This is a genomic window from Micromonospora sp. WMMD712 (assembly GCF_029581295.1).
Classification (GTDB): Bacteria; Actinomycetota; Actinomycetes; order Mycobacteriales; family Micromonosporaceae; genus Micromonospora; species Micromonospora carbonacea.
Genome location: NZ_CP120743.1, coordinates 3,946,803 through 3,971,918, shown reverse-complemented (window position 1 = coordinate 3,971,918; position 25,116 = coordinate 3,946,803). Strand labels below are relative to the sequence as shown.

General features: G+C 72.6%; 24 protein-coding genes. 13 read left to right on the top strand and 11 right to left on the bottom strand.

Going from position 1 to position 25,116, the window contains the following annotated elements; all coding sequences use genetic code 11:
- Window positions 1-115 precede the first annotated feature (115 nt).
- The 5 genes from O7633_RS17110 to O7633_RS17090 all read left to right on the top strand — a co-directional run bounded on the left by O7633_RS17110 (window position 116) and on the right by O7633_RS17090 (window position 6,068).
- Window positions 116-1,780, top strand: a complete 1,665-nt coding sequence (locus tag O7633_RS17110; RefSeq protein WP_074472203.1) for an ABC transporter substrate-binding protein — start codon at window positions 116-118, stop codon at window positions 1,778-1,780.
- A gap of 78 nt (window positions 1,781-1,858) precedes the next feature.
- Entirely contained in the window at window positions 1,859-2,863 is a 1,005-nt protein-coding gene (locus tag O7633_RS17105) for an ABC transporter permease (RefSeq protein ID WP_074472204.1), read from the top strand.
- Window positions 2,860-3,822 carry an ABC transporter permease gene (locus O7633_RS17100; protein ID WP_077937956.1) on the top strand — a complete coding sequence of 321 codons (963 nt, stop codon included), beginning with the start codon at window positions 2,860-2,862 and terminating at the stop codon, window positions 3,820-3,822. Before O7633_RS17105 ends, O7633_RS17100 begins: the two co-directional genes overlap by 4 nt.
- Before the next feature lie 69 nt (window positions 3,823-3,891).
- Complete coding sequence (locus tag O7633_RS17095) at window positions 3,892-4,968, top strand: ABC transporter ATP-binding protein (protein ID WP_282323125.1); 1,077 nt, start codon at window positions 3,892-3,894, stop codon at window positions 4,966-4,968.
- Complete coding sequence (locus O7633_RS17090) at window positions 4,965-6,068, top strand: oligopeptide/dipeptide ABC transporter ATP-binding protein (protein WP_043964893.1); 1,104 nt, start codon at window positions 4,965-4,967, stop codon at window positions 6,066-6,068. Before O7633_RS17095 ends, O7633_RS17090 begins: the two co-directional genes overlap by 4 nt.
- Before the next feature lie 82 nt (window positions 6,069-6,150).
- Here the strand turns inward: O7633_RS17090 and O7633_RS17085 are convergent, their stop codons facing one another.
- Window positions 6,151-6,525 (bottom strand): hypothetical protein, encoded by a 375-nt coding sequence (locus O7633_RS17085; protein WP_282323123.1) that lies wholly within the window; start codon window positions 6,523-6,525, stop codon window positions 6,151-6,153.
- Window positions 6,507-7,166 (bottom strand): HNH endonuclease family protein, encoded by a 660-nt coding sequence (locus O7633_RS17080; RefSeq protein ID WP_282323122.1) that lies wholly within the window; start codon window positions 7,164-7,166, stop codon window positions 6,507-6,509. The genes O7633_RS17085 and O7633_RS17080 overlap by 19 nt, the downstream gene beginning before the upstream one ends.
- A gap of 160 nt (window positions 7,167-7,326) precedes the next feature.
- On the opposite strand from O7633_RS17080, the gene O7633_RS17075 reads away from it, so the two are divergent.
- Window positions 7,327-8,721, top strand: a complete 1,395-nt coding sequence (locus O7633_RS17075; RefSeq protein ID WP_074472786.1) for an MFS transporter — start codon at window positions 7,327-7,329, stop codon at window positions 8,719-8,721.
- Between the two features lie 69 nt (window positions 8,722-8,790).
- On the opposite strand, the gene leuA is transcribed toward O7633_RS17075, so the two are convergent.
- The 3 genes from leuA to O7633_RS17060 all read right to left on the bottom strand — a co-directional run bounded on the left by leuA (window position 8,791) and on the right by O7633_RS17060 (window position 12,470).
- On the bottom strand, window positions 8,791-10,554 hold the full coding sequence (gene leuA, locus O7633_RS17070) for a 2-isopropylmalate synthase (RefSeq protein ID WP_282323121.1): 1,764 nt from the start codon (window positions 10,552-10,554) through the stop codon (window positions 8,791-8,793).
- Window positions 10,555-10,907: 353 nt separating this feature from the next.
- The gene (locus tag O7633_RS17065; protein WP_282323120.1) at window positions 10,908-11,546 is read right to left on the bottom strand and encodes a nitroreductase family protein; all 639 of its coding nucleotides are present in this window, start codon (window positions 11,544-11,546) and stop codon (window positions 10,908-10,910) included.
- Between the two features lie 84 nt (window positions 11,547-11,630).
- Window positions 11,631-12,470: a hypothetical protein gene (locus O7633_RS17060; RefSeq protein WP_282323119.1), complete on the bottom strand. Its 840-nt coding sequence runs from the start codon at window positions 12,468-12,470 to the stop codon at window positions 11,631-11,633.
- Window positions 12,471-12,782: 312 nt separating this feature from the next.
- On the opposite strand from O7633_RS17060, the gene O7633_RS17055 reads away from it, so the two are divergent.
- Complete coding sequence (locus O7633_RS17055; RefSeq protein ID WP_077937963.1) at window positions 12,783-14,048, top strand: aspartate kinase; 1,266 nt, start codon at window positions 12,783-12,785, stop codon at window positions 14,046-14,048.
- A gap of 4 nt (window positions 14,049-14,052) precedes the next feature.
- On the top strand, window positions 14,053-15,114 hold the full coding sequence (locus tag O7633_RS17050) for an aspartate-semialdehyde dehydrogenase (RefSeq protein WP_278129923.1): 1,062 nt from the start codon (window positions 14,053-14,055) through the stop codon (window positions 15,112-15,114).
- Between the two features lie 99 nt (window positions 15,115-15,213).
- On the opposite strand, the gene O7633_RS17045 is transcribed toward O7633_RS17050, so the two are convergent.
- Complete coding sequence (locus O7633_RS17045; RefSeq protein WP_282328586.1) at window positions 15,214-16,593, bottom strand: sensor domain-containing diguanylate cyclase; 1,380 nt, start codon at window positions 16,591-16,593, stop codon at window positions 15,214-15,216.
- Window positions 16,594-16,846: 253 nt separating this feature from the next.
- Between O7633_RS17045 and O7633_RS17040 the strand changes: the two genes are divergently transcribed.
- From O7633_RS17040 to O7633_RS17020, 5 genes are all read left to right on the top strand, one after another.
- Window positions 16,847-17,626, top strand: a complete 780-nt coding sequence (locus O7633_RS17040) for a phosphodiesterase (protein ID WP_282323118.1) — start codon at window positions 16,847-16,849, stop codon at window positions 17,624-17,626.
- 1 nt (window position 17,627) lies between these two features.
- Window positions 17,628-18,260: a histone deacetylase gene (locus O7633_RS17035; protein WP_282323117.1), complete on the top strand. Its 633-nt coding sequence runs from the start codon at window positions 17,628-17,630 to the stop codon at window positions 18,258-18,260.
- A gap of 266 nt (window positions 18,261-18,526) precedes the next feature.
- A complete protein-coding gene (locus O7633_RS17030) occupies window positions 18,527-18,985 on the top strand; it encodes a lamin tail domain-containing protein (RefSeq protein WP_246384193.1) in 459 nt (152 codons plus the stop codon).
- Window positions 18,986-19,239: 254 nt separating this feature from the next.
- Window positions 19,240-19,740 (top strand): hypothetical protein, encoded by a 501-nt coding sequence (locus tag O7633_RS17025; protein ID WP_282323116.1) that lies wholly within the window; start codon window positions 19,240-19,242, stop codon window positions 19,738-19,740.
- Window positions 19,741-19,926: 186 nt separating this feature from the next.
- Window positions 19,927-20,586, top strand: coding sequence for an HNH endonuclease family protein (locus O7633_RS17020; protein ID WP_282323115.1), 660 nt, complete (start codon window positions 19,927-19,929; stop codon window positions 20,584-20,586).
- A gap of 160 nt (window positions 20,587-20,746) precedes the next feature.
- On the opposite strand, the gene O7633_RS17015 is transcribed toward O7633_RS17020, so the two are convergent.
- From O7633_RS17015 to O7633_RS16995, 5 genes are all read right to left on the bottom strand, one after another.
- Window positions 20,747-20,983 carry a hypothetical protein gene (locus tag O7633_RS17015; protein WP_178066687.1) on the bottom strand — a complete coding sequence of 79 codons (237 nt, stop codon included), beginning with the start codon at window positions 20,981-20,983 and terminating at the stop codon, window positions 20,747-20,749.
- A gap of 770 nt (window positions 20,984-21,753) precedes the next feature.
- Complete coding sequence (locus O7633_RS17010; RefSeq protein WP_282323113.1) at window positions 21,754-21,993, bottom strand: hypothetical protein; 240 nt, start codon at window positions 21,991-21,993, stop codon at window positions 21,754-21,756.
- A 2-nt stretch (window positions 21,994-21,995) separates the two neighbouring features.
- On the bottom strand, window positions 21,996-23,198 hold the full coding sequence (locus O7633_RS17005; protein ID WP_282323112.1) for a helix-turn-helix domain-containing protein: 1,203 nt from the start codon (window positions 23,196-23,198) through the stop codon (window positions 21,996-21,998).
- Complete coding sequence (locus O7633_RS17000; RefSeq protein ID WP_256095267.1) at window positions 23,185-23,352, bottom strand: hypothetical protein; 168 nt, start codon at window positions 23,350-23,352, stop codon at window positions 23,185-23,187. The genes O7633_RS17005 and O7633_RS17000 overlap by 14 nt, the downstream gene beginning before the upstream one ends.
- A 187-nt stretch (window positions 23,353-23,539) precedes the next feature.
- A complete protein-coding gene (locus tag O7633_RS16995; protein WP_282328585.1) occupies window positions 23,540-24,727 on the bottom strand; it encodes a helix-turn-helix transcriptional regulator in 1,188 nt (395 codons plus the stop codon).
- Window positions 24,728-25,116 lie beyond the last annotated feature (389 nt).

The window sequence follows — 25,116 nt, the reverse complement described above, 5'->3', positions numbered from 1 at the left end:
ATACCAACCCTTGCCCTGGCGGTTTCGGGCCGGTCCGAACGGGAGCTAAGGTCACGCCCATCGGTGACCCCTGTCACCACGTTGTCCGTACCCCCAAGGACGAGGTGAAGCACCCATGCGTGCACCCAGGCCGAAGGTCGCTGTCGCGGCCGTCGCGGTCGCGGCCCTCGCGGTAGCAGGCTGCGCCGAGAGCAACCGCGATGACAACTCCGGCGGTAGCAAGAAGGACACCATGGTCTTCGGCGTCGCCGGCGACCCGAAGGTCCTCGACCCCAGCTTCGCCAGCGACGGCGAGTCGCTGCGCGTGGCACGCCAGGTCTTCGAGACGCTGGTCCGGCCGGAGGAGGGTGGCACCAAGGTCACCCCGGGGCTGGCCGAGTCCTGGACCCCGGACGCCGCCGGCACCACGTGGACGTTCAAGCTCCGTTCCGGCGTGAAGTTCCACGACGGCACCGACTTCAACGCCGAGGCCGTCTGCGCCAACTTCGACCGCTGGTACAACGCGAAGGGCCTCATGCAGAGCCCCGACGTGACCGCGTACTGGCAGGACGTCATGGGCGGCTTCGCCAAGAACGAGGACCCGGAGCTGCCGCCGAGCCTCTTCAAGTCCTGCACCGCCAAGGACGCCACCACCGTGGACCTGGCGTTCACCCGGGTCTCCAGCAAGATCCCGGCCGCGCTGATGCTGCCCTCGTTCTCGATCCACAGCCCGAAGGCGCTCCAGCAGTACGACGCCAGCAACGTCGGCGGCACCGCCGAGGACATCAAGTACCCGCCGTACGCGACGGAGCACCCGACCGGCACCGGCCCGTTCAAGTTCAAGTCCTGGGACGTCGCCAACAAGACGCTCACCATCGAGCGCAACGACGACTACTACGGCGCCAAGGCCAAGCTGAAGACCCTGATCTTCAAGACCATCTCCGACGAGAACGCGCGCAAGCAGGCGCTGCGCTCCGGCGACATCCAGGGGTACGACCTGGTCGGCCCGGCCGACGTCGAGCCGCTGAAGACCGAGGGCTTCAACGTCCTCACCCGCCCGGCGTTCAACGTGCTCTACCTGGCCATCAACCAGAAGGGCAACCCGAAGCTCGCCGACCTCAAGGTCCGGCAGGCGATCGCGCACGCGCTCAACCGGCAGGCGCTTGTCGACTCGAAGCTGCCCCCGGGCGCGAAGGTCGCGCTGAACTTCATGCCCGACACCGTCGAGGGCTTCAACGGCGACGTCACCAAGTACGACTACAACCCGGAGAAGGCCAAGGCGCTGCTGGCCGAGGCCGGCGCGTCGAACCTGACGCTGAAGTTCCACTACCCGACCGAGGTCACCCGGCCGTACATGCCGAACCCGAAGGACATCTTCGAGCTGCTCTCGGCGGACCTCAAGGCGGTCGGCATCAACGTCGAGGCGATCCCGCTGAAGTGGAGCCCCGACTACCTGAACGCCACCACCTCCGGCAGCAAGCACGACCTGCACTTCCTCGGCTGGACCGGTGACTACGGCGACGCCTACAACTTCATCGGCACGTTCTTCGACCGGCCGAAGGACGAGTGGGGCTTCAACAACGCCCAGCTCTTCGCCCAGTTCAAGGACGCGGACACCACCGCCGACCAGGCGGCCCGGGTGGAGAAGTACAAGGCCCTCAACAAGGCGATCATGGACCTGCTGCCGGGTGTGCCGATCTCGCACTCGCCGCCGGCGATCGTGTTCGGCAAGGACGTGACCGGGATCAAGGCGAGCCCGCTCACCGACGAGCGGTTCGGAACCGCCGAGTTCAAGTCCTGACCTGACGCAAGGACCACGGGCGGGCGCCGTTACCCACGGCGCCCGCCCGCAGCCCTCCGTACCCCCTTCGAGGCCGCCGTGTTCCGGTTCATCGTCAGACGCCTGCTCCAGCTCATACCGACGCTGTTCGGGCTCTCCCTCCTGCTGTTCATCTGGCTCCGGCGGCTGCCCGGCGGCCCCGAGACCGCCATCCTCGGCGAGCGCGGCACCCCGGAGATGCGCGCCGCCATCCGCCGCAACCTCGGCCTCGACGAGCCGATCCTGATCCAGTACGGCCGGTTCGTCCGGCGACTGATCAAACTGGACCTGGGCACCTCGACCTCCACCAAGCGCCCGGTCGTCACCGAGTTCTTCGAGCGGTTCCCCGGCACCGTCGAGCTGACCGTGATGGCCATGGTCATCGCCATCGGCATCGGCATCCCGCTGGGCTACCTGGCCGCCCGCCGCCGGGGCCGGCTGTTCGACCACCTGTCGGTCGGCGGCTCGCTGATCGGCATCTGCATCCCGGTGTTCTTCCTCGCGTACGTGCTCAAGGCCCTCTTCTCGGAGAACCTCGGCTGGTTCCCGTCCAGCGGCCGGCAGGACCCGACCCTCGGGGCGACCCGGATCACCAACTTCTTCGTCCTCGACGGGCTGATGACCCGGGAGTGGGACGCCGCCGCCGACGCCCTCTGGCACCTGGTGCTGCCGGGCCTCGCGCTGGCGAGCATCCCCCTGGCGATCATCGTCCGGATCACCCGGGCCAGCGTGCTGGAGGTGCTCAACGAGGACTTCGTCCGCACCGCCGAGGCCAAGGGCCTCACCGAGTCGACGGTCCGCCGCCGGCACGTGCTGCGCAACGCCATGCTCCCCGTGGTCACCTCGATCGGCCTGCTCACCGGCGGGCTGCTCTCCGGCGCGGTGCTGACCGAGACCGTCTTCGCCTTCAGCGGCATCGGGGCGTTCGTCGCCGAGGCGATCAGCCAGCGCGACTATCCCGTGCTGATGGGCTTCATCCTGATCATCGCGGTGGTGTACGTGCTGGTGAACCTCCTCGTGGACCTCTCCTACAGCGTGATCGACCCGAGGGTGAGGGTGCGATGACGATCAGCCCCGGCAAGAAGCGCGAGAAGATCGACCGGCTCGCCGAGCTGGCCGCCCGGGACGACGAGCGCGGCGTGAGCCTCTGGCGGGAGGCGTTCCGCCGGCTGCGGCGCAACCCGGCCGCGATCGTCGGCGCGGTCATCCTGGCCCTGTTCCTGCTGATCGCCATCGTCGGCCCGTTCCTCGTCCCCTACCCGGCCGACGCCCAGCTGTGGAAGGGCGAGATCCGGGACAACATCGGCTACTTCCCGGGCCCCCGGGCCGACAACTGGTTCGGCGTCGACCACATCGGCCGCGACGAGTTCAGCCGCATGATCGTCGGTGCCCGGCAGACCCTGCTCGTCGGCGTGGTCTCCACGCTGATCGGCCTGGCCGTCGGGTCGCTCATCGGCGGCATCGCCGGGGCCAGCGCCGGCCTCGGCGGCAAGTGGGGCCGGGCCGTCGACAACACCCTCATGCGGTTCGTCGACATGCTGCTGGCCATGCCGAGCCTGCTGCTGGCGATCAGCATCGCCGCGCTGCTCGGTGCCGGCCTCACCACCGTCATGATCGCGGTCGGCGTGGTGTCCGTGCCGGTCTTCGCCCGGCTGCTGCGCGGGTCGATGATCTCCCAGTCGAACAGCGACTACGTGCTCGCCGCGACGTCGCTGGGCGTGCGGAAGCCGAAGATCGCCCTGACCCACGTGGTGCCGAACTCGCTCGCCCCGGTCATCGTCCAGGCGACGCTGACCCTGGCCACCGCGATCATCGAGGCCGCGGCGCTGTCGTTCCTCGGCCTCGGCAACAACGACGCGTCCATCCCCGAGTGGGGCGTGATGCTCGCCGACGCGCAGCGCTACCTCGACGCCGCGCCCCGGCTCGCCATCCTGCCCGCCCTCGCCATCATCGTCACCGCGCTCGGCTTCACCCTGCTCGGCGAGGCGATGCGCGAGGCCCTCGACCCGAAGCTGCGGAAGTAGGTCGGCTGTCGTGTGTGCAGCGCGAGGAGTGGGCCTGCGGGCCCCGCAGTCGCAAACGGAAGGCCGATAATGGCACTGCTCGAAGTGGACGACCTCTCCGTCACCTTCGCCCGGCGCGGTCAGCGCACCGTGCACGCCGTCGACGGGGTCTCCTTCTCCGTCGACGCGGGCGAGGTGGTCGGCCTCGTCGGCGAGTCCGGCTGCGGCAAGAGCGTCACGTCGCTGGCGATCATGGGTCTGCTGCCGAAGCAGCCCGGCCTGCGGGTCGGCGGCAAGGCCGTCTTCGACGGCACGGACCTGCTCCAGCTCGACGACCGGTCCCGGCGCGACATCCGGGGCCGGGACGTCGCGATGATCTTCCAGGACCCGCTCTCCTCGCTGAACCCGGTGATCCCGATCGGGCTCCAGGTGACCGAGGTGCTCACCCGGCACCGGGGAATGAAGGGGGAGGCGGCCCAGAAGGAGGCCGCCGACCTGCTCGACCGGGTCGGCATCCCCGACCCGCGCCGCCGGCTCAAGGAATACCCGCACCAGCTCTCCGGCGGCATGCGGCAGCGGGCCCTGATCGCCATGGCGGTGGCCTGCCAGCCCCGGCTGCTCATCGCCGACGAGCCGACCACCGCGCTCGACGTCACCATCCAGGCGCAGATCCTGGAGCTGCTCAAGGAACTGGTCCGGGACTCCGGCACCGCGCTCGTGATGATCACCCACGACCTCGGGGTTGTCGCCGGCATGTGCGACACGATCAACGTGCTGTACGCCGGCCGGGTGGTGGAGACGGCCCGCCGCCGCCCGCTGTTCCGCGAGCCGCGGCACCCGTACACCGTGGGGTTGCTCGGCTCGGTGCCGCGCCTGGACGCCGGGCGCGGCGAACGGCTCAACCCCATCCCCGGCTCCGTGCGGGACGTGCTGGCCTGGCCGGACGGCTGCGCCTTCGCCCCGCGCTGCACCCGTCGCGTCGACGAGTGCGTGGGCGGGCCGCCGGAGCTGACGCTCACCTACGACGGCCGCAGCTACCGGTGCGTCAACCCACCCCCGGTCCCCGGCACGCTTCCCCCGGCGGCGACAGGTGCCGGCGCGCCGGCACCGGCCACCGACGCGACCGGCGGCCCGGTGCCCGCACCGCGCGAGGAGGAGAAGCCGTGACCGAGAGCGACATCCTCGTCGAGGTGCGCGACCTGAAGGTGCACTTCCCGATCAAGCGGGGGCTGATCCTCGACCGGGTCGTCGGCCACGTCAAGGCCGTCGACGGCGTCGACCTGAGCATCCCGCGCGGCAAGACGTACGGGCTGGTCGGCGAGTCCGGCTGCGGCAAGTCCACGCTCGGCCGGGCGCTGCTCCAGCTCACCCCGCCCACCGGCGGCGAGGTCCGCTTCGACGGCGTCGAGCTGACCACCCTCGCGGCGGGGAAGCTGCGCACCATGCGCCGCCGGATGCAGATGATCTTCCAGGACCCGATGTCGAGCCTCGACCCCCGGCAGAACGTCGAGTCGATCCTCACCGAGGGATTGCAGACCCACGGCATCGGCACCGACCGCGACGACCGGCGGCGGATCATCGGCGAGACCCTCGACGCCGTCGGGCTGCCCCGGTGGGCGCTGTCCCGCTACCCGCACGAGTTCTCCGGCGGCCAGCGGCAGCGCATCGGCATCGCCCGGGCCCTCGTGCTCGGCCCCGAGCTGATCGTCGCCGACGAGCCCGTCTCCGCCCTGGACGTCTCCATCCAGGCCCAGGTGGTGAACCTGCTCGACGAGCTCCAGGACAACCTCGGCCTGACGTACCTGGTGATCGCGCACGACCTCGCCGTGGTCAAGCACATCTCCGACGTCGTCGGCGTCATGTACCTGGGCGCGCTGGTCGAGGAGGCGCCGAGCGACCGGCTCTACAGCGAGCCGCTGCACCCGTACACGCGGGCGCTCATGTCGGCCGTGCCCGTGCCGGACCCGGACGTGGAGGACCGGCGGGAACGCATCCTGCTCGCCGGTGACCTGCCCTCGCCGGCCAACCCGCCGTCGGGCTGCCGCTTCCACACCCGCTGCCCGTGGGCCCAGCCGACCCGCTGCGCCGACGAGCGGCCGGCGCTGCGGGAGATCGGCGGCAGCCGGGTCGCCTGCCACTTCGCGGAGCGGATCGCCAGCGGCGAGCTGCGCCCGCACAAGGTGAGCGCCCAGATCGTGCGGCCCGAGGGCGAGGGCGAGGACCCGGCGGTCGTCTCGGCCCCCACGGAACCCGGCTCCTACGTGTAAGGAAGGGCCCCCTGTTAACGCATTCTGCATAGCAGGGGGCCCCTGTTAACACCTGTGGCCGGGCGCTCGGCCCGGCGGCCGGTCAGCCCTCCGGGCGGTCGAGCAGGCCGACGGCGATCGTGTGCACGGCGTCCAGCCCGGCCGGGTCGGCCAGCGGGGCGCGCCCGCCGGTGACGGCGTACCACTCGTCGGCCTCCCGGTACTGCACGCGCAGGGCGACCTGGCCGTCCGCGTACTCGGTGCGCAGGGTCAGCTCGCCGGTCACCACGCCGACCTCGTCGGTCATCACGCCGCCCGGGCCGGGCACGATGTCGGCCGTGCGGCTCGCCGCCCCGCCCCCGGCGGCGCCCGCGTCCGGCTCCGGGGCGGTGCCCGTGTTCGGCTGCGGGGTGGTGCCCGCGTCCGGCTCCGATGCCGGGGTCGCCGCGGCCTCCCCCGTCACGGCTTGCTCGCCCATGTGCAGCCCCCCAACATGTCGGACAGGGCGGCCTTCTCGGCACTGGTCACCGTCAGCCGCCAGTGGTGCTTGACCGTCACCCAGTCCTCGGCGTACTGGCACCAGTACGACCGGTTCGCCGGCTTCCACTGCGACGGATCCTGGTCACCCTTCGACCGGTTGGAGGAGGCCGAAACGGCGATGAGCTGCGGTCGCGTGAGATCGTTGGCGAAGTCGCCCCGCTTGGCGTCGTCCCACTCGTCGGCGCCCGAGCGCCACGCGTTGGCCAGCGGGACCGTGTGGTCGATGTCCACGTCGGAGGGGTCGGTGAACGTCCGCCCGTCGTACACGCTCTCCCAGCGGCCCGCGACCACGTTGCAGCCGGAGAACCGGACGTCCTTGCCGTCGCGCTTCAGCACGCTGTCACGGACGTCGCAGTTCTTGCCGGTGTCCCGCCAGTGCGGGAAGCGGTTGCGGCTGTAGCCCTTCATCGACCCCGCACTCGCCACGGTGAGCTGGTCGAGCATCTGCCCGACGTTGCCACCGCCGCCGCTCGGCGCGGCCTCCGGCTCGTCGACGACCTCGCAGCCGGCCGCCGCGACGGCCAGCGCCACGGCGAGCGCGGCCACCGCGGCCGCGCGACGTCCTGATCTGGTACGCACAGACGACACCTCTCCAGCTTGCGGGCTCCTGGCGATTGCGCACAGTACCCCGGCACCGTTTCCATGATTCGTGGCGTCCGGCAAATCGACCGGAGGAACACTGGTACCCGTGACCGCACCCACACCGCCCCACGCCCCCGCGCCCGCGCCCGCGCTCCGGATGGGCACCCCCGCCGGCCGGGGCACCCTGCTCGCCGCCATCCTCGCCTCCGGGATGGTGTTCCTGGACAGCACGGTGGTCAACGTCGCGCTGCCCCGCCTCGGCGCGGACCTCGACGCCACCGTGGCCGGTCTCCAGTGGACCATCAACGGCTACCTGTTGATGTTGGCCGCGTTCGTGCTGCTCGGCGGGGCGCTCGGCGACCGCTTCGGGCGGCGGCGGGTCTTCCTCCTCGGCGTGGTCTGGTTCGCCGTCGCCTCCGCGCTGTGCGGCCTGGCCCAGGACACCGGCTGGCTGATCGCGGCCCGGTTCCTCCAGGGCGCCGGGGGCGCGCTGCTCACCCCCGGCTCGCTGTCGGTGCTCCAGTCCAGCTTCCACCCCGACGACCGGGGGCGGGCCATCGGCACCTGGTCGGGGCTGGCCGGGGTCTCCACCGCGCTCGGCCCGTTCGTCGGCGGCTGGCTGGTCGACGCCCTGTCCTGGCGGTGGATCTTCTTCATCAACCTGCCGCTGGCCGTGCCGGTGGTCCTCGCCGCGCTGCGCTGGGTGCCCGAGAGCCGCGACGTCGACGCGTCGCGTACCGGATCGGGCCGGCGACGGTTCGACGTGGCCGGCGCGCTGCTCGGCGCGCTCGGCCTCGGCGGCGTGACGTACGCCCTGATCGACGCGCCGGCCCGCGGGGTGACCTCGCCGCCGGTGCTGGCGTCGGTGCTGGTCGGCGTGCTCGCCGCCGTGGCGTTCGTGCTGCTGGAGCGCCGCCGGGGCGACACCGCGATGCTGCCCACCGGCCTGTTCGGCAGCCGGCTCTTCTCGGTGCTGAACGTCTTCACGGTGGTGGTGTACGCGGCCCTCGGCGGGTTCACGTTCTTCCTCGCCGTCTACCTCCAGAACGTCGTCGGCTGGTCGGCCATGCTCACCGGGCTGGCCACCGTGCCGATGACGGTGCTGCTGCTGGTCGGCTCGTCGCGGGCCGGCGCGCTGTCGGCCCGGATCGGCCCCCGGCTGCCGCTGACGATCGGCCCGGTCGTGGCCGCGCTCGGCCTGCTGCTGCTGCGCGGGGTGGGGCCGGGCGCGTCGTACTGGACGGACGTACTGCCCGGGGTGGCCCTCTTCGGCCTCGGCCTCACCCTCGTGGTGGCCCCGCTGACCGCCTCGGTGCTGGCCGCCGTGGCGGACCGGTTCGCCGGGGTGGCCAGCGGGTTCAACAACGCCGCGTCCCGGGCCGGCGGCCTGCTCGCGGTGGCCGCGCTGCCGCTGCTGGTCGGGCTGAGCGGCACCGGGTACGAGCAGACGGCGGCCCTGACCGACGCGTTCCGGGGGGCGATGCTCTGGTGCGCGGGCGGGCTGCTGGCGGGCGCGGCGATGGCCGGCCTGCTGATCCACCGGCCCCGGTGAGCGGCAGCGCTGGTTAGGAAGGGCCCCTTGCTATACAGAAAGCGTTAACAGGGGGCCCTTCCTTGCACCTCAGGCGCGGGCGCGGTTGACGGCGCTGGTGACCGCCTTCACGGAGGCGGTGACGATGTTCGCGTCGACCCCGACGCCCCACACCGTGCGGCCGTCCACCTCGCACTCGACGTACGCGGCGGCCTGCGCGTCGCCGCCGGAGGAGAGCGCGTGCTCGTGGTAGTCGAGCACCCGTACCGCCACGCCCACCGACTCCAGCGCGTTGACGTACGCGTCGATGGGGCCGTTGCCGACGGCGGTCAGCGGCCGGGTGTCCGCCCCGCCGACGCCGACCCGGGCCTCGATCTCGACCTTGCCGTCGACCGTGCCGATGGCGTAGCCGGCCAGCGTCAGCGCCGGGTCGCTCTGGTGGTCGACCAGGTAGTGCCCGGCGAAGATGTCCCACATGGTGCCGGGGTCGACCTCGCCGCCGCCGTGGTCGGTGACCTGCTGGACCACGCCGGAGAACTCGATCTGGAGGCGGCGGGGCAGGTCGAGCTGGTGCTCGCTCTTCATGATGTACGCGACGCCGCCCTTGCCGGACTGCGAGTTGACCCGGATGACCGCCTCGTAGGTGCGGCCCAGGTCCTTCGGGTCGACCGGCAGGTAGGGCACGGCCCAGGCGAAGTCGTCCACCGGCACCCCGGCCGCCGCCGCGTCGGCGTGCAGGGCGTCGAAGCCCTTCTTGATGGCGTCCTGGTGGGAGCCGGAGAAGGCGGTGTAGACCAGGTCGCCCGCGTACGGGTGGCGCTCGTGCACCGGGAGCTGGTTGCAGTATTCGACGGCCCGCTTGATCTCGTCGATGTTCGAGAAGTCGATCATCGGGTCGATGCCCTGGGAGAACAGGTTGAGGCCCAGCGTCACCAGGTCGACGTTGCCGGTGCGCTCGCCGTTGCCGAACAGGCAGCCCTCGATGCGGTCCGCGCCGGCCAGCAGGCCCAGCTCGGCGGCGGCCACGCCGGTGCCCCGGTCGTTGTGCGGGTGCAGGCTGAGCACCACGCTGTCGCGGCGGGGCAGGTGGCGGTGCATCCATTCGATCGAGTCGGCGTACACGTTGGGGGTGGCCATCTCGACGGTCGCCGGCAGGTTGATGATCAGCTTGCGGTCCGGGGTCGGGTCGATCACGTCGATCACCGCCGAGCAGACCTGGAGCGCGTACTCCAGCTCGGTGCCCGTGTACGACTCCGGGGAGTACTCGTAGTAGATCTCCGTGTCCGGGGTGTGGATCTCCGCGTACTTCTGGCAGAGCCGCGCGCCGCTGGTGGCGATGTCGGTGATGCCGTCCCGGTCCAGGCCGAAGACCACCCGACGCTGGAGCGTGGAGGTCGAGTTGTAGAAGTGCACGATGGCCCGCTTCGCGCCGCGCAGCGACTCGAACGTCCGCTCGATCAGGTGCTCCCGGCACTGGGTGAGCACCTGGATGGTCACGTCGTCGGGGATCAGGTCCTGCTCGATGAGCTGCCGGACGAAGTCGTAGTCGGTCTGGCTGGCCGACGGGAAGCCGACCTCGATCTCCTTGTAGCCCATCTGCACCAGCAGCTGGAACATCCGGCGCTTGCGCTCGGGGGACATCGGGTCGATCAGGGCCTGGTTGCCGTCGCGCAGGTCCACGGCGCACCAGCGGGGCGCGGCCTCGACGTGCCGGGTCGGCCAGGTGCGGTCGGGCAGGTCGACCCGGAACTGCTGCTGGTACGGCTGGTAGCGCTGGTAAGGCATCCCGCTGGGGCGCTGCCGGGCGAAGGGATCAGCGTCGATGTCGGCGTCGGTGGCGGTGGGTTGAGCCATGGCGGAGTGTTCCCCCTGAGTCAGGTGGCGTCAGCAATCGGAAGGCCGGCGACGGTGCGGCAGCGGCGGCTGGGCCGGTGCGGCGACGGTGCCGGGCCGGCGCGGTGCGCCGACGGGGTGCTCGGAACTGCTGGACGGCGCGCTTCGACTCCGCGACGAGGTGCCGGCCGGTCAGGCCCCGTCGCGGCGACCAAGGAGAAGGTTCGCCTGCCACATGACAGGGTGACCCTACGTGATGGGACGGGAGGTGGGAAGGCCGGTCCGCGGATTGAGACGGCGGTCGCAGTCGGCGGACGTTCCCGCTGGTCGCACGCGGTGCCACCCGGATCGCGGCGACCGCTGCCCGTCCCAGCTCAGCGCAGCAACAGGTCGGCCACGGGGCGTCGGCGGCGCAGCCCGGTCTCCTGCTCCCGCAGCGCGACCGGCAGGCTGGACGGGTCGCCGAGCCGGCCCACCGCCACCACCACCAGCGGGCGGACGCCGGCCGGCAGGTCCAGGTCGGCGGCGAGCCCGGCGCGGTCGAAGCCGGCGAGCTGGCGCACGTAGAGCCCGAGCGCGGTGGCCTGCACGGTCAGGTGGGCCACCGCCTGCCCCAGGTCGTACGCCGCGCCGGCGGCCGCCGCACGGGCACCGGTGCCGGCCGCGTCGGCGGCGATGCCCGGGTCTGTGCCGGCCTCGCCGGTGCCGATGCCCGTACCCGTGCCTGTGCCTGTGCCGGCCGCGCCGGCGGCGGTGAGGTGGGCGCCGAGGAGCAGGGCGGCGGCGTGCCGGGCCCACGGCTGGTCGTCGTCGGGGAGGTTGACCAGGATGCGCTTCCACGTCTCGTCGTCGCGGTGGCCGAGGGCGAACCGCCACGGCTGGCCGTTGCCCGCCGAGGGCGCCCAGCGGGCCGCCTCCAGCAGCGAGGCCGCCTCGTCGGCGGTCAGCGTGGCGGCGGGGTCGAACGCCCGGGGGCTCCAGCGGAACGCGAGCAGCGGAGTCAGGTCAGCCATGGGGGAAGCATCCCGTATCGGACTTTTTGCCCGAGGTGCCGGGGTGGACAAATGTGGCCGGAACCACCCGTAACGGACAGGGGTTCAGGGCGTTGCCGTGCCCGATGGCGTCTGCGCCGACGACTGCGCCGACGACTGCGCCGACGACTGCGCCGAGGACTCCGGCGACGGCTCCGGCGCGGCGACGCCGAGCGGCTCGCCGTCGGTGACCGGGCCGGCGAGCTGCACCGTCGCGGGCCCCGGGCCGGCCGGTCCGGCCAGGACGAGCGTGCCCCCGGTGGTCCGCACCGCCGTCGGGGTGCCGTCCGGGGCGTAGCAGTAGATGCCGACGTCCAGCGGGGCGTTCAGCGAGGCGGAGGTGGTGTCGACCGCGTAGCAGGACCCGCTCGCCCCCTGCGGCGGCCGGGCCGGGGAGACCGCGAGCGGGGCGCGCCGGTCGGTGAGCACCTCCAGCCAGTCGGTGAACGGGTGCTGCACCCGGGGGTCCAGCAGGCGCGGGACGGCGTCCGACGGGTCGCCGAGGCGGACGCAGCTCGCCGGCTCCGGGCGGCCGGCCGACGGCAGCCCGCACTGGTAGAGCCCGTCGGCGGTGGTGGCGAGCGACACGTCCGCCGTGCCGCCCAGCGCGCCGCCCGGGACGTCCACCCGCCAGGTGCCGTCGGCGGCGCTGGTCACCACGATCGAGCGGTCGGAGCCGCCGCCGTCGGCGAGGGTGTACCGGGCGGTGAAGCTGCGGTCCTGGGCCGCCGCGGCCAGGGCGGCCAGCTCGTCCCGGGCGGCGTCGGCGGCGGGCGCGGGATCGGTGGACGTCGACGGGGCCGGCGCGGGGGCCGGATCGTCGGCGCAGGCGGCGAGCAGGGCCGGCAGGAGGGCGAGCGCCGCGACGCCGGTCGGGCGTCGGGCCGCGCGGAGGTGGGCGTGCACCGGGTCATTCTGCGGTGCGCGGACCGCGCCCGTGACCCCGCCGACGCCGTTTGGCGGGCGTGTCGCCGATCCTCGGGCGGGCGTGCCGCGTACCGCTGGGTGGGCGTCCCGCCGATCCCCGGGCGGGCTTGGCGCGTACCCCCCGGCGGGCGGGTCCGGGCGCGGCCGGGCCGGCCGCGCGGGCCGGATGGTGGGATCACCTGACCCGGCCTTCCTGGCCGCCGGATACCCTGATGTGGTCTGACAAGGTGCCACCGGCTGGTCGCCGGCGGTGCGACACACTCGAAGGACGCGGGGAGGGAGTGCACCGTCGTGGCACTCGTGGTGCAGAAGTACGGCGGATCCTCCGTCGCCAACGCCGAGCGGATCAAGCGGGTGGCCGAGCGCATCGTCGCCGCCCGCAAGGCCGGCGACGACGTGGTCGTGGTGGTCTCCGCCATGGGCGACACCACCGACGAGCTGCTCGACCTGGCCAACCAGGTGAGCCCGCTGCCGCCGGGCCGCGAGCTGGACATGCTGCTCACCGCCGGGGAGCGGATCTCCATGGCGCTGCTCGCCATGGCCATCCACAACCTTGGCTACGAGGCCCGCTCGTTCACCGGCTCGCAGGCCGGCGTGATCACCACCTCGGTGCACGGCAAGGCGCGGATCATCGACGTCACCCCGGGGCGGCTCAAGGGCGCGCTCGACGAGGGCGCGGTGGTCATCGTCGCCGGCTTCCAGGGCGTCTCACAGGACACGAAGGACGTCACCACGCTGGGCCGGGGCGGCTCGGACACCACGGCCGTGGCGCTCGCCGCCGCGCTGCACGCCGACGTCTGCGAGATCTACACCGACGTCGACGGCATCTTCACCGCCGACCCCCGGATCGTGCCGAACGCCCGGCACATCCGTCACGTCACCTACGAGGAGATGCTGGAGCTGGCCGCCTGCGGCGCGAAGGTGCTGCACCTGCGCAGCGTCGAGTACGCGCGCCGCGCGGGGCTGCCGATCCACGTCCGCTCGTCATACTCGACCAACACCGGCACGATGGTCACCGGATCGATGGAGGACCTTGCTGTGGAACAGGCACTGATCACCGGCGTCGCCCACGACCGCAGCGAGGCGAAGATCACGATCGTCGGGGTGCCGGACGAGCCGGGCGCCGCCGCGCGGATCTTCGACACCGTCGCCAGCGCCGAGATCAACATCGACATGATCGTGCAGAACGTCTCCACCGAGGGCACCGGCCGCACGGACATCTCGTTCACCCTGCCCAAGACCGACGGCCCGACCGCCATGGCCGCGCTCAGCAAGATCCAGGAGCCGGTCAAGTTCAAGGGTCTCCTCTACGACGACCACGTCGGCAAGGTCTCGCTCATCGGCGCGGGGATGCGGTCGCACCCGGGCGTCGCGGCCGGCTTCTTCGCCGCCCTTGGCGCTGCTGGCGTCAACATCGAGATGATCTCCACCTCCGAGATCCGGGTCTCCGTCGTCTGCCGGGACACCGACCTCGACAAGGCCGTCCGGGCCATCCACGACGCCTTCGAGCTGGGCGGCGACACCGAGGCCATCGTCTACGCGGGGACCGGGCGGTAACGCCGTGCCGGCGCGGCCCAGCCTCGCCGTGGTCGGGGCGACCGGTGCCGTCGGCACCGTCATGTGCGAGCTGCTGTCGTCGCGGCGCGACGTGTGGGGCGAGATCCGGCTGATCGCCTCCGAGCGGTCGGTCGGGCGGCGGGTGCGCTGCCGGGGCGAGGAGCTGACCGTCGGGCCGCTCACCCCCGAGGCGTTCGACGGCGTCGACGTGGCCATGTTCGACGTGCCCGACGACGTCGCCGCCGAGTGGGCCCCGGTCGCGGTGTCCCGGGGCGCGGTGGCGGTCGACAACTCCGGCGCGTTCCGGATGGACCGCGACGTCCCGCTGGTCGTCCCCGAGATCAACCCCGAGCAGGTGCGCAACCGGCCCAGGGGCATCGTCGCCAACGCCAACTGCACGACCCTCGCGATGATCGTGGCGATCGCCCCGCTGCACCGCGAGTACGGGCTGCGCGAGCTGGTCCTGGCGTCCTACCAGGCGGCCTCCGGGGCGGGGCGGGCCGGCGTGGACGCGCTGCACCTCCAGCTCGGCAAGGTCGCCGGGGACCGGGTGCTCGGCTCCCGCCCCGGCGACGTGCGGCAGGCGGTCGGCGACGAGTTGGGGCCGTTCCCCGCCCCGCTGGCGCTCAACGTGGTGCCCTGGGCCGGCTCGTTCGCCGACGGCGGGTGGTCGTCCGAGGAGCTGAAGATGCGCAACGAGTCGCGCAAGATCCTCGGCCTGCCCGACCTCAAGGTCTCCGCGACGTGCGTACGGGTGCCGGTGGTGACCGGTCACTCGGTGGCCGTGCACGCCGTCTTCGCCACCGAGGTCGACGCGGAGGGCGCCCGGGAGGCGCTGCGCAACGCCCCCGGCGTGATCCTGGTCGACGATCCGGCCGCAGGCGAGTTCCCGATGCCGATCGACGCCGTGGGCACCGACCCGTCCTGGGTGGGCCGGATCCGCCGCGCCGTCGACGACCCGCGCGCCCTCGACCTCTTCGTCACCGGCGACAACCTGCGCAAGGGCGCGGCCCTCAACACCGCCCAGATCGGCGAGCTGCTGGCCAAGGAGCTGACCGCCCGCTGACGCCCTTCCGGCGAGGCGGTCGCTCAGGCGGCGGCGGACCGCGGTGGGGCAGGGCGGTCGCTCAGGCGGCGGCGGACCGCGGTAGGGAAGGGCGGTCGCTCAGGCGGCGGCCAGGCGGACGCCGTCGCGCCCCTGGCGCTTGACCGCGTAGAGGGCCTGGTCGGCGCGGCGCAGGGTCTGCTCGGGCGACTCGCCCGGCCGGGGCAGGGCGACGCCGACGCTGATCGTGCGGCCGGTGCCCCGCGCCGCCTCGGCCAGCCGCTCGGCGATGCGCACGGCCTCCTCGGGGCGGTTCACCTCGATCACGGCGACGAACTCGTCCCCGCCGATCCGGTACAGCTCGTCGCCCTGGCGCAGCGCCGCCTCCAGCGCCCGGGCCAGCCCCACCAGCAGCCGGTCCCCGGCCTGGTGGCCGTACGTGTCGTTGACCGCCTTGAAGCCGTCCACGTCGATGGCCAGCAGCGCCGTGCGCCCCGGGGTGGCCCGCGCGATCCGCCGCCCGAACGGCCCGGTGTGCGGCAGCCCGGTCAGCGGGTCGGAGCTGGCCTGCTCGCGCAGCCGGGCCAGCGTGCGCAGCCGGTCCAGGCACGTCCACGCCTGCCCGGCGAGCAGCTCCATCAGGTTGACCGTGGTCGGGTCGGGCCGCAGCAGCCGCTCGTCGGCGACCAGCAGCACCCCGCCGCCGTCGGGCGGCCCGACCGGCACCGCCACCAGGGTGCGCACCCCGGCGTCGGCGAGCGGCCGGTATTCCTCCGTGGGCGGGTGCCCGGCCTCGCCGAGGGTGTAGCCGACGCCGTGCCGGTGGGCGCGGGCCACCATCCGGTGCAGGGCCGGCGCGCCCGCCTCGGTCAGCTCGGCCCGGATGCGGGACTCCAGCTCGCCCGGTGCGCCGGTGGGCGCGCCCAGCCGGGGTCCCCTCCCGCCGCCGGAGAGCAGCAGCACGGCCGCGGAGAGGGTGGAGACCTCCCGGGCCGCGCAGATGGCCGCCGTCATCAGGTCCCACTCGGTGGGGGCGGCGGTCAGCGCGGCGGCGTGCCGCAGCAGCTTCTCGCTGCGGGTCTCGGCGGGCGGCCCGCCCAGCGCGGTGATCCGGGCGCCGAGCCGGGCGGCCACGCGTTCGGCGGTCTCCCGCCACGGGCCCAGCTCGACCGGGCCGGACCACTGGAGGTCGAGGACCCCGATCGGCCGGCCCGCCGGGTCGAGGACCGGCACGCAGACCTCGGCGGTCACGTCGGGGCGCACCGGGAGGTAGTCGGGGTCGGCGGCCACGTCCGCGACGGTGGCGGGCTCGCCGGAGGCGTACACCCGGCCGACGACGCCGGCCTTCGGCGGGACGGTGGCGAAGACCTGCCACGCGCCGGTGGCGGCGACGCAGCGCAGCCCGTCGCGCACCTGGAGCAGCACGGAGATCGTGGCCGGCGCGTACCGGGCCAGCGCCGTGACGGTCCACTGGCACGCCTCGACGGCGGTCGACGCCATCGGCAGGCGGACCGTGACGTCCCGGACGACCCGGTGGTGATCTACGCGCACGTGCTTCCTGACAGCGGGAGGGAGGTGGCCCGACCAAGCGTACTCACCGCAGCTCAGCGGGTTGCTGGCAAGATCAATTAGTTCGTACACATGTGCTATCCACAGGCTGTGGACGCGAGCTGTGGACGCAGGCTGTGGACGGGTCCGTGGGCGGCGTGCGGCGGCGATAGCCTGAGGGAACCGGTCGACCTGGAGGCCCGCGATGCTCATCGCCCAGCTCAGCGACACCCACCTCACCACCGGTCCGCTCGCCGCCGAGCCCGCCGCCGCGCTGCACCGGGCGCTCGGCCGGGTCCTCGGCCTGCGCCCCCGGCCCGACCACGTCGTCGTCACCGGCGATCTCACCGAGCACGGCAGCCCCGAGGAGTACGTCGCGCTGCGCGATCTGATCGCCCGGTTCCCGGTGCCGGTGAACCTCGTCGCCGGCAACCACGACGACCGCGAGTCGCTGCTCGACGTCTTCGGCGGCACCCCGCACCTCGGCGGCGGCTACCAGGCCCACTATGCCGTCGAGCAGCCCGACGCGACCATCGTCGTGCTCGACTCCGTCAGCCCCGGCGAGCCGGCGGGCCGGCTCGGCCCCGAGCAGCTCGCCTGGCTCGACGAGACGCTCGCCCGCCGCCCCGGGCTGCCGGCCGTCGTCTGCCTGCACCATCCGCCCGTCCCGGTGGGCCTGCCCTACCTCGACGGCATGCGCCTGCTCGACGGCGACGACCTGGCCACGGTGGTGGCCGCCCACCCGCACGTCGTCCGGGTCGTCGCCGGGCACGTGCACCGCCCCGTCACGGTCGGCTTCGCCGGCACGGTGCTGACCACCGCGCCGAGCACCTGGCGGCAGTCGTCGCTCACCCTCGACGAGGGCGACGAGATGGGATACGCCCTCGAACCCACCGCCTTCCTGCTGCACCTCGTCGCCGACGGCGGCTGCGTCACGCACACCGTGCAGGTCAGCCACGCGGCGGCCCGCACCGGCGCGTTCTGACGTGCGCGAACTCCTCTGGTACGTCGCGTACGGCTCGAACATGCACGCCGACCGGCTCGGCTGGTATCTCGGCGGGGGACGGCCGCCGGGCGGGCTGCGGACGTACCCCGGATGTCGGGACTGCCGGCCGCCCCGCCGGTCGGCGGCGGTGCTGGTGCCCGGCGGCATCTACTTCGCCGGGGAGTCCCGGGCCTGGACCGGCGGGATGGCCTTCTACGACCCGGCGCTGCCCGGCACGGCGGCGGCGCGGGCCTGGCTGCTCACCCGCGAGCAGTTCGCCGACGTCGCCGCGCAGGAGATGTACCGGGAGCCCGGCGTCGACCTCGACCTGATCGGGGCCGCGGTCGCCCACGGCCGGGCCACCCTCGGCCCGGGGCGCTACGAGACGCTGCTGTGCACCGGGCTCCGCGACGGCGTGCCGATGCTGACCTTCACCGCGCCGTGGCGGGCGGCGGATGTCGAGTGGACCGCGCCCGCCCCCGGCTACCTCGCGATGCTCGCCGCCGGCCTGCGCGAGGCGCACGGCTGGGCGCCGGCGCGCGTCGCCGGCTACCTGGCGGCCCGGCCCGGGGTGGCCGACCGCTGGGACCCTCGGGCCGTCGACTCGTTGGTGGCGGCCACACTCGCCGGGTGAGGCCCGCCCGCCCGGGACGTGCCCCGGTATTGCCGTTCGCGTCACGCTGTGTCGCCGTTCGCCCCGTGCTCTCCCGCCGTTCGCGTCACGCTGCGTCGCCGTTCGCGCGGTCCCTCGGCACCGTTCGGCCGCGATCGGTGGGCCCTGCGGGCGTAGTTGCCGGCGCGGGTGTCGAACCGTCCACAGTAGCCGTCCGACGCCGATAGCCTCTGCTCACGTTCCGCGCCGGCACCCGTCGAGGGCCGGCCGTCAGCATGTGGGGGATCATGTTGAAGAAGAGGCTGACCGGCATCGCCGTCGCTCTCGCCGTCACCGTCGGTGGCTCGCTCACCCTGGCCGCGCCCGCGCAGGCCGCCACCCCGGCGATCCAGATCACCAAGGCCTACTACAACTCGCCGGGCACCGACGACCGGTCGACCAGCAGCCTGAACGCCGAGTACGTGAAGCTGACCAACCGCAAGACCACGACCGTCAACCTCAAGTCGTGGACGCTGCGCGACAAGTCGAGCCACGTCTACACGTTCACCAGCGACTTCAAGCTCGCCGCCGGGGCCAGCGTCACCATCCACACCGGCAAGGGCACCAACACCTCGACCCACCGGTACTGGGGGTCGGGCGCGTACATCTGGAACAACACCGGCGACACCGCGTACGTGCGTGACACGGCGGGCAAGACCATCGACTCCTGCTCGTGGGGGAGCAGCGGCAGCTACACCAACTGCTGACGCTGTCTGTTGGTCGGCCGGCTCTCATGAGGGGGGAGCCGGCCGCCAGCGGCAGAACCTCCCGGCGCTGCGCGGGCACGCCCGCCCAGATCGCGCCCGCGATGATCGCGCTCGATCGGGGATCGAGTGGCCTCGCCCCGGCTCGGAGGCCACTCGATCCCGTATCGAGCGCGATCTCGAACGGTGGCGTCGCGCCGGCGCTCGGGCCGGGCTCGGCACGGCGTACGCCGGATGGGTCTGCCATCCTGGGGACGATGACGACGACCTGGCGACACCTGCCCGCGCCGGCCCGCGAGATCGCCCGGGCGGCCACCGACGCCGTGGCCGCCGCCCGGGTCCGGGACACCGAGGCGTACGACGAGGCGGTCGACCGGCTCGCCGGGGCGGACCGGTCCGGGCTGGTCCTCGGCGCGGTGGTCCGCCTGCTGCTGGAGGAGACCCACCCCGACGGGCTGGACGGCGACGACGTCCGGCAGGTGCTGGAATCGTGCGTGCGGGGCGCGGCGAGCTGGCGGCCGGACGTCGACCCGCACGTAGTGCTGGTGCTGCTGGCCGGCGCGCTCGGCGTGTACGACCCAGGCGACGACCCCACCCCGCCCGACCCGGCCGCGCTGGCCCGGCACGCGCCGCTGCTCCTCGCCGACCTGCTGGCCACGGGCGCGCCGGAGGGGCCGCCGGTCGCGCCGGACCGGCCGCTCGACGGCCTGCTGACCGCCGCGTTCGCCGAGATCCGGCGCACCGAGCTGAACGACTGAGGCACGTCGCGCCGCCCCGCCCCGTCGACATCGGCCGATGGTGCCGCCCGGACGCCGGGGGCGGGGCGTGCGGCACCCGTCGTGCGAGGTTCGCGTGGCGTTCACCTGCGGGTCCTGGTTGTGGGAATGTCGCCTCTGTCTATATACATGGGAGACGATGCGTCCCGCCTACCCGGACGGAGCACCATGAACCGCACGCCGCGCGCCGCCGCGATCACCCTCGCCGCCGCCCTCGCCGCAACCGTTGGCCTGGCCGACCCCGCCTGGGCCGCCAGCTACTCCGCGCCCCTCCAGACCGCCGTCGCGGCCCTGCCGGTGGCCACCGAGATCCGCACCGGCTACAGCCGGGACCTCTTCCCGCACTGGATCGACGCCGACGGCGACGGCTGCAACACCCGCAACGAGGTGCTGCTCGCCGAGGCGGTCACCGCGCCCACGATCAGCGGCACCTGCACGCTCTCCGGCGGACGCTGGTACTCCTACTACGACAACGCCTACTGGACCGCCACCGGCGACGTCGACATCGACCACATGGTGCCGCTCGCCGAGGCGTGGGACTCCGGCGCCCGCAACTGGTCCACCAGCCGCCGCCAGGCGTACGCCAACGACCTGGGCGACTCCCGTCCGCTGGTCGCGGTGACCGACAACGTCAACCAGTCCAAGGGCGACCAGGACCCGGCCACCTGGATGCCGTCCTACAGCTCCGCCCGCTGCCGCTACGTCAACGAGTGGGTGGCCACCAAGACCCGCTGGCGGCTCACCGTCGACACGGCCGAGAAGAACGTCCTCACGAGCTGGGCGAACTCCTGCCCCAACGTCACCATCTCGGTCACGTACGCGTTCTGAGCCGCCTACTCCCGCGACCCTTCATGCCAACGATGCGGGTCGGTGCGGCCTGTCGTGCATCTGTGAAAACTCGAAGGCTGCGGGTGCCCTGGGCGACCCGAACCAGCCTCGGAGTGCCCTGCCTCTCTGATGGCGAGACAGGGCACTCACTGGTGAGCCGTTACTGCACGAGCTTGTGTAGCCTGCTTGCGACGATCAGGCCGGTCAGGACGAGAGTCACGACGCCGGCGGCGATGCCCAGGGCGATTCCCGCGCCCGTACCGAACGCGGACGCTGTCTGCATCCCTACGGTCAGACCGGTAACCGTTGCGGCCAGTAGACCCACGCTTGCCGTTACGAGCAAGATCAGTAGGTCTCGCTGGGCCAGCAGGTACTGCTCGTGATGGTTGTCGGGCATGAGTTCCCCTTGACGGATCGAGGTCGTGCGTTGTCTCGGACTCCGAGGCCATCCGCGCCGTGCATGCATCCGTCGGTTACCGCCTCAGGGATGCGACGCTTCAAGGCCTTGGTATGTGGTTGAACGACTCCGGCCTGTCTTTGGCATCGGCACGCGGCAACATTCGCCTCAAGACCAACAGGCATCCCCCGGTTTGCTCCAAATGCCCCTTTTGTTGATCGGCAGTCTCGGAGTGTGGAAGGCGGGGAAGTTTTCTTCCGGGAGTATGCAGGTAAGGCTGGGTTCGCCTCAGGGGACATAAAGCTTACGAAAGGAAGCCGCTGCCTCGTCTGATTCTCATCGTTTATACAGCTGAGAAGTGAGTCGGTTGTCTAGACGGATCGGCGCACGTCTCGGACAGGACGGCCCTCTGTTACCGCAGGGGGTCGTTCGTCCCTGATGGCGCGCCCAGATTGATCATTGACCGGCCCTCGAGGGTTCGGGCGGCACCGCAACCCGTCTGCATGGTCGTCTTCTGGTGCCAGGCGATCGCCTCGCCTCTGTAGCCGAGGTCGGTGTCCTGCTGCGAGGGCGTCAGCTGCCCCGTCAAGCACCCTGACGGGGCTCAAGCGTTTGGGGGAGAGGCTGCGTCAACCCGTTGCCGTACAAGCGCCAAGGGCACATCCGTCGATAGGATGTGCCCTCTGAAATCTGTCGGGGTGGCCGGATTCGAACCGACGACGCTTTGTCCCGACCTCTCGGCAGGCCGGTCGGGTCGGTGTCATCCGAGGTCATCCGGCCTGCCGTGGGTCGTCCCGGTCCGGTGTGGCTGGCGGGGTTGCCGTGCTCCGCTGCTGTGCTTCCTCGGCGGTGGCGATGACGTTGCGGGCGGCGGTGGCCACGGTGCATCCGGACGTCCGGCAGATCGGGCAACGCCCGTCGGTGCCGGGTTGGTGGTCGCGGAGGATCTGGCGGGCGGTGAGGGCCAGCCGGTTGCGGATCTGGGCCAGGGACAGGAACGGCGCGGTCATGGTCAGGTCACCCCGAGGACGACGGCGAGTTGGACGATGGTGGCCGGGGCGTGTGGGTGTCGGGCGACCTGGGCGACGATGCTGCGGGCGGCGGGGCGGTGGCGTACCTCTGCTTGTGCTGTCCGGTCGGCCTCGGCCAGGACCCTCGCCGCGTTGGTGGGGTCGTCGGTGTAGAGGTAGGCGCGGGCGGCGTCGAGCAGGTGCGCGGCGCGGTGTTCGGCAGGCAGCCACCGCCAGCCATCCCGCTTGGTGGCTCTCCGGTGCCAGACGACCGCTTCGTGGGCGTTGCCGAGGTCGAGGGCGGCGGCGACCCGGGCCAGGTCGACCGCTGTCGGCCCGAACGCGGTCCGGTGGTGGTCCTGACCGTCGCCGACCCGAGCGGCCATGGCGGCGGCCTCGTCGATCAGGTCGGCGGCGGTGCGGTCGTCGCCGTGGCGGGCGGCGGCCAGGGCCGCCTGGATGAGCAGCGTCCCGCACAGCGACAGCTCCGGCGGTTGCGCGTCGTCGGGGTCAGCCGGGGCGATCCGGTACGCGGCCGCCTGGGCCGTCGACACGGCTGCCTGTGTCCGCCCGTAGGCGCGCAGCGCCTGGCCGAGTTGCACGGTGGCGGCGGCCACCAGGATGGGATCGCCGGTGGCGGTGAGCATGGCCCGGTCGGCGGCCAGCCAGGCAAGCTCGGCCTCGCCCAGCTTCGTCAGCAGCGACGCGGTGATCCGGTACGCCTCCACCAGCGTTGCCCGCGCCTGCTCAGGGTCGTCGGCGTGCGCGCGCTGCGCGCCGGCCAACAGCTCTGGGACCATCGCGGTCACCCGCGCGTACCGGGCGTACTGGAAGCTGACCCACGTGTGGGCGGCATCCCGCGCGAGTTGCTCCGCCGGCACCACGGCGCGGTCGGTGACCGAGTGGCCCACCGCGATGTCGTACGTCGACAGGGCCTCCCGCACCTGTTCGACGCCCTCGACCCGCCCGGTCACGTCGGCGGGCTGGGTGTCCCGGCCCAGCAGCACCGCCGCGTCGATCCGCAGCACGGCGGCGATGTCGTGGAGGGTGGAGACCCTGTCGAGGGATCGAACGCCCCGCTCGACCTTGTCCACCCAGCTCTTGGACTTGCCGAGCCGATCGGCGAACACCTGCTGCGACAACTGCCGCCGCCCCCGCCAGTACGCCACCCGCCGGCCCACCGGCAACCGCTCAAGGCCGTTCACGACGCCACCGCCGGTCGGGCACCGCCCGGGTGGTCTCCTCGGCCGGTATCCGCTCGGCCTCGGCCTGCGCCAGGATCCGTTGTCGGGCGGCCTCCCGTTCCGCCTGCTGGATCTGCTCGCCCCTGCTGCCCTCGACCGGACCGGTGTCGCCCATTCCCCACCTCCGCTGGTAGGGGCGCGACGGCGTGCTCGTGAAAGGACCGACGCCGCCGCACCCGGCTCCAAGCGGGTCACGGCGCTCTGGTGTGATCGCGCCGATTCCGCCCTCGCTCACAGCATTGAGCGATCGGGCGGTTACTCAAAGGTGTCGGGTGTCCGCTGGGCGGGTCGGCTGTCCTCTGTCAGCCGACGGGCCGGTACGCCTCATACACCTCGCGCAGCGCCGACGCCTCTGCCGTGTCGGTCTGCTCGACCCTTCGCAGCACCTCGCGCGCCCGCCACCAGTTCGACGGTGCCACCCGCCCGGAACGGATCGCCTCGGCGGCGACCGCGCTTGCCTCGTCGGGCTGATCAGCCGCCACCAGCGCCAGGGCCAGGTCGAGGCGGGCAGACGCGGACCGCCGTGGCCGGTCGCCCCCGTCGCCGCGCGGGTCCAACTCCGCCAACGCCACCCGGGCCACCTGCTCGGCCGCCGGGTCGCCCGCCCAGGACAGCGTCGTCGCCGTGTACGCCAGCGCCTTCGTCGGGTCGTACCGGTAGTGATGCTCGGCCCGCTCCGGAACGGGCAGGTTCGCGGTCAACCGCTCCAGGCGGTCCAGCGCGTCACGGGTCCGCCGCACGTCGCCCACGCGCGCCCACCCCCGCGCCTCCTGTGCTGTCGCCTGGATGTGCGCCGAGCTGCCCCGAGGGGCCACCTGTTGGGCCTGGTGAGACAGGTCGATCGCCTGCCGATGCTCGCCCTGGGTGAGCCGGTCCCACGCCCGGGTCTCCAGACACCACGCCTGGATCTCCGCATGCTCGGCATGTTCGGCGAGCGCCGCAGCAGCGCTCAGGTGCGCGCCGGCTGCGGAACGCTGCCGAAGGTCGATGTGCACCGTCGCACGCAGCACGGTCAGCCACCCGCCGGCAACGACCAGCCGCCGCCGCTGCACCAGGGTTCCCCGGCCGTCGAGCAGCCGGCCCACGTACGTCAGATGCCTGCGCACCATCGGCAGCAGGTCTGCCGGCGGGGTCGTCGCGTACGCGCTCGCCAAGTCGTCGACGCTGGCCTCGATGCGGGCGAGCGTCTCGGCGCTCACATCACTGGCCCGTACCCGGGCAAGCAACTCGTCGGCCTCAGCATCATGGTCGACAGGCTGGCCGACGAGCCGCGCGAGCGCGCCGCCAGCCTGAAGGACCTCATCGAGGTGCCGGGCCGTCTCGGGCGTCGGAGCCTTGGCACCCGTCTCCAGATCATGAAGGTGGCTCTTGCCCCGGTGCGCGAGCTGGCCGAGCGCCCGCAGCGACAGACCCCGGTCGGCACGCAGAGCCCGCATGCGAGCCCCGAAACGCGGATCGACGTGCGACACAACGGCGCTCCCAGCCGGAATGACGAACCCGGTCAGCTCTCGTAAGCGGACAGCCACTACTGACGGTACATCGAGGGCTGATTGAGTGTAACTACCGCCGCTCGCGGAGCCGGCCGGTCACCGCTTGACGACGATCTATGGTGTCTCTTGCGTCTTGGGCCCCGACGCCGACGCGGGTGAGTGGTGCTCGTATCCCACCGGACGCTCACCACGCGCCCCAGGTAACGCCTCTTGGGCGCGCTGCTCGGCCGCCGCCCAGCCGACGTGGACCCCACACCGGACCCCGCGTCGGGGGATGCGTCTCAAGCTGTCGCCTGCTGCCGACCACTGGCGGCCGTTGTCAAGGAGCAGGATTCACGTTGAACGCCCGACCTGCGATGACGCTCGCGCTGCCTTCTTGCCGCCTCGCT

Coding starts and splice junctions, on each gene's coding strand:
- O7633_RS17110 (WP_074472203.1), top strand. CDS start 116: ATGCGTGCACCCAGGCCGAAGGTCGCTGTCGCGGCCGTCGCGGTCGCG.
- O7633_RS17100 (WP_077937956.1), top strand. CDS start 2,860: ATGACGATCAGCCCCGGCAAGAAGCGCGAGAAGATCGACCGGCTCGCC.
- O7633_RS17095 (WP_282323125.1), top strand. CDS start 3,892: ATGGCACTGCTCGAAGTGGACGACCTCTCCGTCACCTTCGCCCGGCGC.
- O7633_RS17085 (WP_282323123.1), bottom strand. CDS start 6,525: ATGGGCGAGCAAGCCGTGACGGGGGAGGCCGCGGCGACCCCGGCATCG.
- O7633_RS17075 (WP_074472786.1), top strand. CDS start 7,327: ATGGGCACCCCCGCCGGCCGGGGCACCCTGCTCGCCGCCATCCTCGCC.
- leuA (WP_282323121.1), bottom strand. CDS start 10,554: ATGGCTCAACCCACCGCCACCGACGCCGACATCGACGCTGATCCCTTC.
- O7633_RS17065 (WP_282323120.1), bottom strand. CDS start 11,546: ATGGCTGACCTGACTCCGCTGCTCGCGTTCCGCTGGAGCCCCCGGGCG.
- O7633_RS17045 (WP_282328586.1), bottom strand. CDS start 16,593: ATGGCGTCGACCGCCGTCGAGGCGTGCCAGTGGACCGTCACGGCGCTG.
- O7633_RS17040 (WP_282323118.1), top strand. CDS start 16,847: ATGCTCATCGCCCAGCTCAGCGACACCCACCTCACCACCGGTCCGCTC.
- O7633_RS17030 (WP_246384193.1), top strand. CDS start 18,527: ATGTTGAAGAAGAGGCTGACCGGCATCGCCGTCGCTCTCGCCGTCACC.
- O7633_RS17025 (WP_282323116.1), top strand. CDS start 19,240: ATGACGACGACCTGGCGACACCTGCCCGCGCCGGCCCGCGAGATCGCC.
- O7633_RS17020 (WP_282323115.1), top strand. CDS start 19,927: ATGAACCGCACGCCGCGCGCCGCCGCGATCACCCTCGCCGCCGCCCTC.
- O7633_RS17015 (WP_178066687.1), bottom strand. CDS start 20,983: ATGCCCGACAACCATCACGAGCAGTACCTGCTGGCCCAGCGAGACCTA.
- O7633_RS17010 (WP_282323113.1), bottom strand. CDS start 21,993: ATGACCGCGCCGTTCCTGTCCCTGGCCCAGATCCGCAACCGGCTGGCC.
- O7633_RS17000 (WP_256095267.1), bottom strand. CDS start 23,352: ATGGGCGACACCGGTCCGGTCGAGGGCAGCAGGGGCGAGCAGATCCAG.